The sequence below is a fragment of the Pseudomonas sp. B392_1p genome, assembly GCF_052245235.1.
In the GTDB taxonomy this organism is placed as follows: domain Bacteria; phylum Pseudomonadota; class Gammaproteobacteria; order Pseudomonadales; family Pseudomonadaceae; genus Serpens; species Serpens gallinarum.
The window spans coordinates 77862-90640 of the sequence record NZ_JBQPXM010000007.1; the positions used below are offsets into that span (position 1 = coordinate 77862).

Below are 12779 nucleotides of genomic sequence, written 5' to 3' on the forward strand. Positions count from 1 at the left end.
CTCGGGCATGAAAATTCACTCTTTACTGACGGCAGGATTCCTCTCGACAGGGCTGGGCCTCATCGCACCGTCATGCTTGGCACAGGACGTGACGGCCGAGCAAATGGTGAACGCCTTCGAGAACACCTTCGGTGTCACCCCAGGAGAGCGTCGCAATCACATCAAGGGCACCTGCGCGACCGGTGAATTTGTCGGCTTGCCCACTGCGGCCGCCTATTCACGCTCGGCGCTGTTTTCCGGTGAAACCGTCCCAGTGGTCGCCCGCTTCTCACTGCCCGGCGGCAATCCCAAAGTGGCCGATACGGCAAAAATCCCCCGCGGCATGGCGCTGGAATTCAAGCTGGGCGACGGCAGCCTGCAGCACATGACCATGATCAACACGCCGTTGTTTGGCGCTGCCCAGCCGAAAACCCTTCTCGATCAGTTGATTGCCATGCAGCCTGACCCGGCAACCGGCAAGCCCGACCCGGAAAAGATCAAAGCCTTCCGCGCCAGCCACCCGGACAGCCTGGCGCAGGCGGATTTTCTCGCCAAACACAACCCACCGACCAGTTTCGCCACCAGCAGTTATTTCGGCATCCATACTTTCAAGTTCATTGATCGGAAGGATCAGACCACCTTGGTGCGTTGGCGCTTCGTGCCCCAGGACGGTGAGCAGCGCCTTTCCGACGCGGAACTCACCTCCTTGCCGGCGAACTTCCTTGAACAACGCTTAATGGAACGGACCCAGCAGGGGCCCGTTCGCTGGGACATGATCGTCACCCTCGGCGCTCCCGGTGATGCCGAGACCGACCCGACCGTGGCCTGGCCGGAGAACCGCGAACAGCTCAAGGTCGGCACTCTGACGATTACTGCGGCCATGCCACAGAAAGGCGCCGCCTGCGAAAAGATCAACTTCGATCCGCTGGTGATGAGCAGTGGCATTGCGCCCACCGATGATCCGATCCTGCTGTTTCGCTCACCAGCGTACGCAGCGTCGTTCGCCAAGCGGCTGAGCGGGCACTAGCACGCCCACTGGGCGATCACCTATTAAAAGAGTCGCGCCATGGCTCATGCCGATACCACACCCCGAGGCCCTGACCTCACCAACGGCGTGCCGGTGGCGCACGTGCCGACAACCGGCGTGCTGGTTGGCCATGTGGAGGGTGACGCCGTTCTGGTGGCCCGACTGGACGACGGCTTCCATGCGCTCAGCGCGACCTGTACCCATTATGGCGGGCCGCTGGCCGAGGGCCTGGTGGCCGGCGAGGAAATCCGCTGTCCCTGGCACCACGCCTGCTTCAGTTTGCGCACGGGAGCTGCGTTGCGGGCGCCGGCTTTCACCGCACTGACGAAATGGAACGTGGAGATCATCGACAACACCCTGTTCGTGCGCAGCAAGGCTACGGCCGAGCAGCCGGCAGCGCCCAGCGCGCCTCGCAACCGGCCAGGGCGCATCCTGATCATCGGTGGCGGCGCCGCCGGATTTGCCGCCGCCGAACGGCTTCGCGAGCTGGGCTACGCCGGCGCCCTATCGATGCTCAGCGCCGATACATCGGCACCCTACGACCGCCCAAACCTGTCCAAGGATTACCTGGCCGGCACCGCTTCGGAAGACTGGATTCCCCTGCGCGGACCGAAGTTCTACGCCAAGCGCGGGATTGATTTGCGCCTCGATTGCCATGTGACCGCCATCGATACTGACGCCCGCGAGGTAGCGACCCACTCTGGCGGGCGGCTGGCCTATGACTCCTTGCTCATCGCTACGGGCGCGGAGCCGCGACGTCTGTCTTTACCTGGATTCGAGCGGCCCAATGTGTTCCTGCTACGCTCGCTGGCCGATGCCCGGGCCATTATCGAGGCCAGCCAAGGCGCAGCTTCGGTGGCCCTGATCGGCGGCGGTTTCATCGGCTTGGAGGCGGCCGCCGCCCTGCGCCAACGTGGACTCAGGGTGCATGTGATTGCCCGGGATGAAGTGCCGATGGCGCGTGCGCTCGGCCGTGAACTGGGCAATTTTCTCACCGACCTGCATCGGGAACAAGGTGTGGTTTTCCACCTGAACGCGGCACCCTCCCACTTCGACGGCAAGGTGCTGACGCTGGAGGACGGCAGCCGGTTGGCGGCGGACCTGCTGATCGTGGGCGTAGGGGTTACGCCGCGCACAGAGCTCGCCGCTGCCGCCGGACTGACGATCCAGGACGGTATCCAGGTCGGCCTCGACCTACAAACCTCGCTCCCCGGCCACTTCGCCGCCGGGGATGCCGCCCGCTATCGATACGGTACGCAGCTGATCCGGGTCGAACATTGGGTGCATGCACAACGACAAGGCCAGACAGCCGCGGCCAATATGCTCGGTGCCGGACTGGCCTTTACCGATGTGCCGTTCTTCTGGACTCACCATTACGACCTGGACCTGCGCTACACCGGCTACGCGGCCGATTGGGACGACGTCCAGATCCATGGCAGCCTGACGGAGCAGGATTTCACGGCACGCTTCTTTCGCGCGGGAACCCTGGTCGCTGCGGCATCGGTCGGCCGCGACCTGGAAAACCTCTGCATCGAGGCGGCGCTGCAGCAGATGAACAATGACGCTGTTGCCGGCGGCATCAAATAATCCGCTCTGCGCTTACCTAAGGCGAAGAAACATGTTGCCGCATGGAGTGAAGGCGACTTAATGCTCGCTTTCGAGACGTGCCGCATGGTGATGGCACACATGTGGACTTCAAAGACAGAACGGCATAAGTCGTCGAGCATGGAAACAGCTTTAGCAAAGCGGGATACGGACTGCTGATCATCCTCGCTTTCTTATCGCTGGCTTATGCCCTCGATTGGAAGGAACGTAACAAACCATCTCACACTGCTGGCCAGACACAGACTTGGCTGCGACCCGCCGTGGCCATTGGCAGCCGAGAACACCAGATACAAAACTCTGAGGACGGCCCAGACATGATCGGACTGTTGGAGCATGCATTGAAATGGTGAGCGGGACGGGCCGCAGAAACGAAAACGGGGCAGCACCTGCAAAGGGCTGCCCCGTTTCTTTTCCCTGCCTGTAGTCCCATATCGGTCCCATGGCAGTCCCAAAAGGCACTTTATCGTCACTCTTGGGGAGGAAAACCCTTATGAATCAAGGGCTTAGATGGTGCGGACAGAGAGACTCGAACTCTCACACCTTGCGGCGCCAGAACCTAAATCTGGTGTGTCTACCAATTCCACCACGTCCGCATGTCAAGCTTGAAACGAAAACGCCAGGCTCGTGGCCTGGCGCTTTCTCGAATATGGGGTGGACGATGGGGATCGAACCCACGACACCAGGAGCCACAATCCTGTGCTCTACCAACTGAGCTACGCCCACCATATTGCGTTTACTTGTGCCTAAGCTGCCTTTAATGGCGCACCCGGCAGGACTCGAACCTGCGACCATCCGCTTAGAAGGCGGATGCTCTATCCAGCTGAGCTACGGGCGCTTAATTATCTGCATTCTCAGACTGAGCGCGGACTTTTAAAGCTTCGACTGCAGTAGAAATCCTAACTTCTATCCCTACTGCCATCTCACCCAGCGACTAGCTGTGCTCGACAAGTGGGGCGCATCTTAGCGATGCTCCTTCACCTCGTCAACACTCAAATGAAAAAAAATTCCTGTGAGATAAACGAGTTACGTCAAAGCACCGGGCGCACATCTTTGCCCACCGGCTTGCGCGTGAGAGAATGCCCGCCCCTTTCTTCCCCTTACGATGGTTAACCAAGCGTAATGACCGCACAACTGATCGATGGCAAAACGATCGCTGCCACTCTCCGCCAACAGATCGCCCAACGCGTGACTGATCGCTTGCAGCAAGGCCTGCGCGCGCCTGGCTTGGCCGTGATTCTGGTCGGACATGATCCGGCATCCCAGGTATACGTCGCCCACAAGCGCAAGGACTGCCAGGAGGTGGGTTTTCTGTCCCGCGCCTACGACCTACCGGAAAACACTCGCCAGGATGAGTTGCTTGGTCTGATCGACCAGCTCAACGACGACCCGGCCATTGACGGCATTCTGGTCCAACTGCCGCTGCCCAAGCATCTCGACGCCTCGCAACTGCTCGAGCGCATTCGTCCGGACAAGGACGTGGATGGCTTCCATCCCTATAACGTCGGCCGCCTGGCCCAGCGCATGCCGCTGCTGCGTCCATGCACCCCAAAAGGCGTGATGACCCTGCTGGAAAGCACCGGCGTGGATCTGCATGGTTTGAATGCCCTCGTGGTCGGTGCTTCCAATATCGTTGGTCGACCGATGGCGCTGGAGCTGTTACTGGCAGGCTGCACGATCACCGTGGCCCACCGTTTCACCCACGATCTGGAAGCCCACGTCAGGCGTTCCGATCTGCTGGTGGTCGCCACCGGCATCACCGACTTGGTCAAGGGTGAGTGGATCAAGCCGGGCGCCATCGTCATCGATGTTGGTATTAACCGTCAGGCAGACGGCAAGCTGCGCGGTGACGTTGAGTTTGCCCCGGCTGCCGAGCGCGCCAGTTGGATCACTCCGGTACCGGGTGGCGTCGGCCCCATGACCCGCGCCTGCCTGCTGGAAAATACGCTGTACGCCGCTGAAGAACTGCATCCTTAAGCGCTGGCAGACAATAAAACGGCACCTTCGGGTGCCGTTTTTTATTGGACAGTCTGCTGCTTACCGCGCCTGCTCCCAGGACTTGATCAGCTCCTCGTAACTCACCGTTTGCCCCTGTGGCTTCTCGTTGGCCAGCTTCGGTTTCGGCGCACCCGGCTGGTTCAGCCAGTATTCGGGATCGCGCGGCTCGTTGAGTTTCGGCCCGCAGTTGGGCTGCACACCGGAGCGCTCGATACGCGCCATCATGGTGTCCTGGGCTTCGGCCAAACCATCCAGAGCCTGTTGGGGGGTCTTGTCACCGCTGGCCGCTTCGGCAATGTACTGCCACCAGAGCTGCGCCAGACGCGGGTAGTCCGGGACGTTGGTGCCGGTCGGCGTCCACTGTACCCGCGCCGGGCTGCGGTAGAACTCCACCAGGCCACCAAGCTTGGGCGCGGCCTCGGTCATGGCCGCCGACTCGATATCGGATTTGCGGATCGGCGTCAGGCCCACCAGGGTCTTCTTCAGCGATACCGTTTTCGCGGTGACGAATTGCGCATACAGCCAGGCGGCCAGCCGACGCTTCTCCGGCGTGGATTTTAGGAAGGTCCAGGAACCGGCGTCCTGATAGCCGAGCTTCATGCCCTCTTCCCAGTACGCGCCCTTGGGCGACGGAGCCATGCGCCACTTGGGTGTGCCGTCCGGGTTGACCACCGGCAAGCCGGGCTTGGTCATATCCGCCGTGAACGCGGTGTACCAAAATATCTGCTGGGCAATGTTGCCTTGTGCCGGGACGGGTCCTGACTCCGAAAAGGTCATGCCCTGCGCCTCGCGTGGCGCGTATTCACGCATCCAGTCGACGTATTTCTGTGTCGCATAGACCGCGGCCGGACCATTGGTATCGCCGCCACGGCTGACACTGGAGCCGACCGGATGGCAGTTCTCGACGCGAATCCCCCACTCGTCCACCGGCAAGCCATTGGGCAAGCCCTTATCGCCGGCACCAGCCATGGAAAACCAGGCATCCGTGAAGCGCCAGCCCAGCGACGGGTCTTTCTTGCCGTAATCCATGTGCCCATAGACGCGCTTGCCGTCGATTTCCTTGACGTGCTTGCTAAAGAATTCGGCGATGTCCTCATAGGCCGACCAGTTCACCGGCACGCCCAACTCGTAGCCGTAGCGCTCCTTGAATTGCTGTTTCAGTTCCGGGCGCTCGAACCAGTCGGCGCGAAACCAGTAGAGGTTGGCGAACTGCTGGTCGGGCAGCTGATAAATCTTGCCGTCCGGCGCGGTGGTGAAGGAAATACCGATGAAGTCGTCGAGATCGAGGGTCGGCGAGGTCACGTCCTTGCCTTCGTTCTTGATCATGTCGCTGATCGCAACCGCCTTGCCGTAGCGAAAATGCGTGCCGATCAGGTCCGAATCATTGACCCAGCCGTCATAGATGTTCTTGTCGGACTGCATCTGCGTCTGCAGCTTCTCCACCACGTCGCCTTCCTGGATCAGGTCGTGGCGCAGGCGAATGCCGGTGATTTCGGTAAAAGCGCGCGCCAGGGTCTTGGCTTCGTACTCGTGGGTGGTGATGGTTTCCGAGACGACGTTGATCTCCATGCCGCGAAACGGCTCAGCGGCCTTGATGAACCACTTCATCTCCTCCATCTGCTGTTCCTTGCTTAGGCTCGAGGGCTGGAACTCTTCCTCGATCCACTTCTTCGCCGCATCCTCATAAGCGTCGGCCCAGGTCAGGCCACTGATACCGGACAACGTCAGCAGGGCCGCCAGTGCCGTGCTATGTCGGGTCTTGTTATTGTCGAACATAGACACCTCCAGGTATTCAACGTCTGCTGCGCGTCAGCCCTGCTGCGCTAAACGTTGGCTTTTAAGAAGGAACCGACCCACTCAGTCAGCCCCAGCGCATCACCGCACATAACCAGACGACGGATAGCGCCGAGGCTATCCACAGATTCCAATCAGTCACGCCGACTACCAGCAGATGCAGGTAGGCGCTACCCAATAAACCGATGAACAGCCGATCACCTCGCGTGGTGCTGATCGGCAGGAAACCCTTGCGCTCGAGGCTCGGCGAACGCAGCTGCCAAAGGCTCATGCCGAGCAGTAGCACGCCGATGCCGGCGAAGAACAACGCGGTGGGTGAGGTCCAGGCCATCCACGCCATGTCATACCCGCCCCAGGGCAAAGCCCTTGGCCACGTGGTTGCGCACGAACCAGATGACCAGCATGCCGGGCAGGATGGTCAGCACCCCGGCGGCGGCCAGTACACCCCAGTCGATGCCGGCGGCGGACACCGTACGGGTCATCACCGCGGCAATCGGCTTGGCGTTCACCGAGGTCAGGGTGCGCGCCAGCAGCAGTTCGACCCAGGAGAACATGAAGCAGAAAAACGCAGTAACGCCGATGCCCGAGCGGATCAGGGGCACGAAAATCTTCACGAAGAACGTGGGAAAGCTGTAGCCGTCCAGATAGGCCGTTTCGTCGATTTCCTTGGGCACCCCGGACATGAAACCTTCAAGAATCCACACCGCCAGCGGCACGTTGAACAGGCAGTGAGCCAGTGCAACGGCGATATGCGTGTCAAACAACCCGATCGATGAATACAGCTGGAAAAACGGCAATAAAAACACCGCTGGCGGCGCCATGCGGTTGGTCAGCAGCCAGAAGAACAGGTGCTTGTCGCCCAGAAAGCGGTAGCGCGAAAAGGCATAGGCCGCTGGCAGTGCCACGCCCAGGGAAATCAGCGTGTTGAGAGACACGTAATACAGCGAGTTGATATAGCCGCTGTACCAGCTGCGGTCGGTGAAAATTACCCTGTAGTTGTCCAGGGTGAACTCCCGCGGCCAAAACGTCAGGCTGCCAAGAATCTCGCTGTTGCTCTTGAACGACATGTTCAGCAGCCAATAGATGGGCACCAGCAGAAATAGCAAATAGATCACCAGGACAAGGACTTTGCGGATGTTCATCGGCCGGCCCTCAGCGCGTCTGGTCGCCGTGGGTCATGGCCGTGTAGAACAGCCAGGACAGCAGCAGGATGATCAGGAAATAGATCAGCGAGAACGCCGCCGCCGGCCCCAGGTCGAACTGTCCCACGGCCATCTTGGTCAGCGTCTGGCTGAGGAAGGTGGTGGCATTGCCCGGCCCGCCGCCCGTGAGCACGAACGGCTCGGTGTAAATCATGAAGCTGTCCATGAAACGCAGCATCACCGCGATCAGCAGCACGCTTTTCAGTTTGGGCAGCTGGATATGGCGAAACACCGCCCAGGCCGAGGCTCGGTCGATACGCGCCGCCTGGTAATAGGCATCCGGAATCGCCCGCAGACCGGAGAAGCACAGCAGCGCCACCAGCGAGGTCCAATGCCAGACATCCATGACCAGCACCGTGACCCAGGCATCCAGCGTATTGGACGCATAGTTGTAGCTGATGCCCAACCGCGTCAGCACCCAGCCCAGCAGACCGATATCGGCGCGGCCGAAGATCTGCCAGATGGTGCCCACCACGTTCCAGGGAATCAGCAGCGGAATGGCCATGAGGATCAGGCACAGCGAGGCCCAGCGTCCACGAGCCGGCATGTTCAAGGCAATGGCGATGCCCAGGGGAATCTGGATCAGCAGCACGCAGGCGGAAAACACGAACTGGCGCAGCAGCGAATCGTGCAGGCGCGGGTCCTGCAGAACCTGACGGTACCAGTCGGCGCCGACGAAATAGCGCGTCGAGGGATCGAAAATGTCCTGCACCGAGTAGTTCACCACAGTCATCATCGGCAACACGGCGCTGAAGGCCACCAGCAGGAACACCGGCAGCACCAGCCACCAGGCACGGTTGTTGGGAACCCGATTCATTCCTCGCCCTCCACCAGCAGGTCATCGGCATACAGCATCAGCCACTGGCCGGGGAAACTGACCCACGCCCGTCCGGTCGGTGCTGGATCTTCTTCAGCCAGGCGGGCCTTGAGGCGCTGGCCCGCTAGGAGAAAGGTAAGGATCTTGTAGGTGCCCAGATCTGCGAGGTGCTCCACCTCGGCACCCAGCATTCCCTCGCGAGGCTCTGCGCAGACCTGCACGAATTCAGGACGAATGCCCACGTGCAGACGCTTGCCACTGAGTGCCGGCAAGCGCCGCAGCACGCCGGACGACAAGGGGAGATTCACGTCTGCGAAGCCCACCCCACCGGCCTCGGCGCGCACCTCGATCAGGTTCATCCCCGGGCTCCCAATGAAAAAACCCACGAAAGTGTGCCGTGGCCGCTCGAACAACTCGCGCGGCGTACCGAATTGAACGATCTGCCCGGCGTGCATCACCGCGATCTTATCGGCGAAGGTCGAGGCCTCCAACTGATCGTGGGTGACGTAGATCATGGTCAGGTTGAACTGCTCGTGGATCTGCTTGAGCTTGCGGCGCAGCTTCCACTTCAGGTGCGGGTCGATGACCGTGAGCGGCTCGTCGAAGAGGATCGCCGACACGTCGTCGCGTACCAGACCACGGCCCATGGACACCTTCTGCTTCTCATCGGCGGTCAGGTTGCGCGCCTTACGCTGCAGCAGCGCCTGCAGGTCAAGCACCTCGGCGATTTCCCGCACCCGGCTATCGACCTTGCTGGCCGGCTGCCCCTGGTTACGCAGCGGAAAGGCCAGGTTGTCGTACACCGTCATGGTGTCGTAGACCACGGGGAACTGGAACACCTGGGCAATGTTGCGCCGCTCCGGCGGCAAGTCGTTGACCACTTTGGTGTCAAATAGCACCTCGCCCTGGGAGGGCGTGAGCAACCCGGAAATGAGGTTGAGCAATGTGGTCTTGCCGCATCCTGAAGGGCCAAGCAGCGCATAGGCACCGCCCTGCTCCCAGACATGGTTCATCTCCAGGATGGCGTAGTCTTCTGCGCCACTGGGACGACGGTTGTAGCTGTGGGCCAGGTTGTGCAGGCGGATCTCGGCCATCTCGCTTCCTCAGGCGTGCAGGCCCGGCGCCCGAACCAACTGGTCTCGGGCATCGAACACGAACAGCTTGTGGGTGGGGATGTACACGTGGATCGGTGCGTCCACGTCGTAGTCATGTACGCCCTGCAAGTGCAGCACCAGGCCGAACTGTTCGTTGCGCAGATGCAGGAAGGTTTCCGAGCCGCTGATTTCGGCCAGCTCAACCACGCCGGACACTTCCAGATCGTCATCGTTAGACGGTACAAGGCCGATATGACTGGGTCGTACACCAAAGCGATAACTTCCCTCCGCCAGGCTGCGCAGATCGGCGTTCAGCGGAAAGTGCAGGGAGTCCTGCACGCTCACCTCGTTGGCGGTGATCCGTCCAGAGAGCAGATTGATCGGCGGCTCGGAGAACAACTCGGCGGCCAGTACCTGACTGGGCCGATGGTAGACCTCTGCCGTCGGACCGCTCTGGATCACCTGGCCCTGATGCAGGATGGTCACCGTGCCGCCGAGAGCCAGCGCCTCATTGGGCTCGGTGGTCGCATACACGGCGATGCTACGGCGCGCCTTGAACAGCTCGCGCATTTCCTGGCGCAGTTCCTCGCGCAGCTTGTAGTCGAGATTGACCAGCGGCTCGTCGAACAACACCAGTTCAGCGTCCTTGACCAGTGCCCGGGCCATCGCCGTACGCTGCTGCTGGCCGCCCGACAGCTCCAACGGATAACGCTCGAGCAGCCCCTCGATGCGCAGCATCTGTGCGGTCTCGCGCACCCGATGCTCGATCTCTTTCCGCCCCGTGCCGTTCTGGCGCAGCGGCGAAGCGATGTTCTCGAACACGCTCAGGGTCGGGTAATTGATGAACTGCTGGTAGACCATCGAAACGTTGCGCTTGCGCACCGGAATACCCGTGACATCATGGCCATGCATCAGGATGCGCCCACTGCTGGGCTGGTCGAGGCCGGCCATCAAGCGCATCAAGGACGTCTTGCCGGACAGCGTGCGGCCGACCAGCACGTTGAAGGAGCCCGGTTCAAAGCTCAGGTTCACCGCGTCGATATGCGTCTGTCCATCGACGACTTTCGAGACTCGATCCAGCGTCAGCGACATGGCGGACCCTGCAACGTTATTGTTTGCCTCTGCTTAGCGACAAGCATGCCAACCCGCTTATCAGGCTCTAAAACGGCATCTCACGCGATTCCGGCGCCTGCCGGCGAGCGCGCCTTGAACAACCTTGAACATTGACACTGCACAGGTACGTACAAGACTGTTCACACACACTTGGGTTTGGCGGCGCTGAAAAGCCACGCAGTCTTTTCGGGAATCGGGCCGCAGCCCCCTCTCGCTGAGGCGCCGCCATGACCGCTTCTACCCATGAAGCATTGATCCGCGACTCCTGGACACGCTGCGAAGGCTACGGTCTTACCCACCGCAGCCCGCCCCGTTTCAGCACCGAGGACGGGCTGGATATCACCACGCTGCTGCACACTCAACACACCCTGCTGCATACCACCCAGCGCGAAGTGTTGCCTTACTACGAAAACATCCTGGCCAATTCCCGCTGCCTGGTATTGCTCACCGATGCCCAAGGGCTATTGCTGCACTCCTGGGGTGACCGGCGCAATATCGAGCCTGCCCTGCAGCCGGGTTTCAGCCTCGGCGCCAGTTGGCTGGAGCGTCATTGCGGCACCAATGCCATCGGCACCGCCCTGGCCTGTGAGCAGGCACTGCATATTCAGCGCGACGAGCACTTTCTCGAAGCCACCCGCTGTCTGAGTAGCGCTGCCGCGCCGATCTGCGATGCACAGCGCAGGGTAATCGGCGTCCTCGATGTGTCCAGCGACAGCTACCTGCCGCCCTCTCACACCCTGGGGCTGGTGAAAATGCTCTGCCAGTCGGTGGAGAACCGCCTGCTCCTCGATCAGTTTCACCGCGAGCATCATCAGCTGGTCTTCAATACCGGCCAGGACAATTTGGACAGTCCCTGGGCGGGCCTGCTGCTCTTCGATGACAGCGGCTGGGTCGTCGCCGCCAACCGGCGCGCCGACAGCCTGCTGGGCACGACGGCGGCCCAAACCCATCTGGAGCGCTTGTTCGATACGCCCCTGCGGCTGTTGCTTGATCTGCCCGAAAAGCAACCCTTGCTGCTGCACAGCACTGGCCAAGTGCATTTTCATGGCCAGGTACGAAAATTTCAGCGTCCAGGGCCCGTGGTCACAGCTGCGCAGCGAGTTTGGCAACCGCTCACACTCAGCGATATCAACCTGGGTGATGCTCAGGTTCATAAACTCGTCGATCAGGCGCTGCGCCTACTGGAAAAGGATATTCCCCTGCTGATCCACGGCGAAACCGGCGTCGGCAAGGACGTCCTGGTCAAGGCGCTGCACCAGGCCAGTTCACGGGCCGGCCGGCCGTTGGTGGCCGTCAACTGCGCAGCGCTGCCTACCGAACTGGTGGAGTCGGAACTGTTCGGCTACGAAAAAGGCGCGTTCACCGGCGCCCACCAAAAAGGCAGCCTTGGGCTGATCCGCAAGGCTGACAAGGGCCTGCTGTTTCTGGATGAAATCGGTGATATGCCTCTCAACGTCCAAGCCCGTCTATTGCGGGTCTTGCAGGAACGCTGCGTGCAGCCGCTGGGCGGCGGCGACGCGGTTACCGTGGACTTCCGCTTGATCTGCGCAACCAATCGTCCCCTGCGCGAGGAAGTTGCCGCTGGACGATTCCGGGCTGATCTTTATTACCGCATCTGCGGCCTGGGCCTGAAAATCCCCCCGTTGCGCCAGCGCAGCGACAAGCTTGCCCTGATCCAGCGTGTCTGGGAGCAGCACCGCGCGCCGAGGCAAACCGCCGGCCTCAGTCCCGAGGTGATGGCACTGTTCCTGCGTCACCCCTGGCCGGGCAACCTGCGCCAACTGAGCAATGTGCTGAAGATTGCCTTGGCCCTGGCCGACGACCAGCCCATCCGCGTGGAACATCTGCCTGAGGAGTTTTTCGGCGACCTGCAACCCGCGTCTGGCCCGCAACCGCAGGCTCATTTAGTGCCGACGGATATCGCCAACGACACCCTGATCAACCAACTGCAGGCCTGCGGCGGCAATGTCTCACGCCTGGCACGCAGCTTGGGAATCAGCCGCACGACGCTGTACAAACGGCTACGCGAGCCAATGGGAACCTAACGCACGGCTGCCTTTATTGGGGCGGGCCAACCTGAGCGGGAGCCGATATGCCCTACCAAACGAGGCACGCATCTTTGACGGGGCTGCACCCGCGTTACGTAAAAAACT

Annotated in this window: 10 protein-coding genes and 3 tRNA genes; 4 read left to right on the top strand and 9 right to left on the bottom strand. The window is 61.2% G+C overall.

What is annotated here, in order from left to right:
• Positions 1–7: 7 nt before the first annotated feature.
• Entirely contained in the window at positions 8–1006 is a 999-nt protein-coding gene (locus ACTV8E_RS11810; RefSeq protein ID WP_443199629.1) for a catalase family peroxidase, read from the top strand.
• 39 nt (positions 1007–1045) lie between these two features.
• Positions 1046–2593, top strand: a complete 1548-nt coding sequence (locus tag ACTV8E_RS11815) for an FAD-dependent oxidoreductase (RefSeq protein ID WP_443199630.1) — start codon at positions 1046–1048, stop codon at positions 2591–2593.
• 526 nt (positions 2594–3119) lie between these two features.
• On the opposite strand, the gene ACTV8E_RS11820 is transcribed toward ACTV8E_RS11815, so the two are convergent.
• From ACTV8E_RS11820 to ACTV8E_RS11830, 3 genes are all read right to left on the bottom strand, one after another.
• Positions 3120–3204: transfer RNA gene (locus ACTV8E_RS11820), tRNA-Leu, on the bottom strand.
• A gap of 54 nt (positions 3205–3258) precedes the next feature.
• Positions 3259–3334, bottom strand: a tRNA-His gene (locus tag ACTV8E_RS11825).
• Positions 3335–3369: 35 nt separating this feature from the next.
• Positions 3370–3446 (bottom strand) — tRNA-Arg (locus ACTV8E_RS11830).
• Positions 3447–3730: 284 nt separating this feature from the next.
• Here ACTV8E_RS11830 and folD point away from each other — a divergent pair.
• The gene (folD, locus tag ACTV8E_RS11835) at positions 3731–4585 is read left to right on the top strand and encodes a bifunctional methylenetetrahydrofolate dehydrogenase/methenyltetrahydrofolate cyclohydrolase FolD (protein ID WP_251836196.1); all 855 of its coding nucleotides are present in this window, start codon (positions 3731–3733) and stop codon (positions 4583–4585) included.
• 60 nt (positions 4586–4645) lie between these two features.
• Here the strand turns inward: folD and ACTV8E_RS11840 are convergent, their stop codons facing one another.
• The 6 genes from ACTV8E_RS11840 to ACTV8E_RS11865 form a co-directional block, all read right to left on the bottom strand.
• A complete protein-coding gene (locus tag ACTV8E_RS11840) occupies positions 4646–6382 on the bottom strand; it encodes an ABC transporter substrate-binding protein (protein WP_251836197.1) in 1737 nt (578 codons plus the stop codon).
• An 85-nt stretch (positions 6383–6467) separates the two neighbouring features.
• Positions 6468–6740 (bottom strand): DUF2160 domain-containing protein, encoded by a 273-nt coding sequence (locus ACTV8E_RS11845; protein WP_443199631.1) that lies wholly within the window; start codon positions 6738–6740, stop codon positions 6468–6470.
• A gap of 1 nt (position 6741) precedes the next feature.
• Entirely contained in the window at positions 6742–7542 is an 801-nt protein-coding gene (locus tag ACTV8E_RS11850) for a carbohydrate ABC transporter permease (protein ID WP_443199632.1), read from the bottom strand.
• Between the two features lie 10 nt (positions 7543–7552).
• Positions 7553–8419 (bottom strand): carbohydrate ABC transporter permease, encoded by an 867-nt coding sequence (locus tag ACTV8E_RS11855; protein ID WP_251836200.1) that lies wholly within the window; start codon positions 8417–8419, stop codon positions 7553–7555.
• On the bottom strand, positions 8416–9513 hold the full coding sequence (locus ACTV8E_RS11860; protein WP_443199633.1) for an ABC transporter ATP-binding protein: 1098 nt from the start codon (positions 9511–9513) through the stop codon (positions 8416–8418). The genes ACTV8E_RS11855 and ACTV8E_RS11860 overlap by 4 nt, the downstream gene beginning before the upstream one ends.
• Positions 9514–9522: 9 nt before the next feature.
• A complete protein-coding gene (locus ACTV8E_RS11865; protein WP_443199634.1) occupies positions 9523–10605 on the bottom strand; it encodes an ABC transporter ATP-binding protein in 1083 nt (360 codons plus the stop codon).
• 248 nt (positions 10606–10853) lie between these two features.
• Between ACTV8E_RS11865 and ACTV8E_RS11870 the strand changes: the two genes are divergently transcribed.
• Positions 10854–12671, top strand: a complete 1818-nt coding sequence (locus tag ACTV8E_RS11870; protein WP_443199635.1) for a sigma-54-dependent Fis family transcriptional regulator — start codon at positions 10854–10856, stop codon at positions 12669–12671.
• Positions 12672–12779 lie beyond the last annotated feature (108 nt).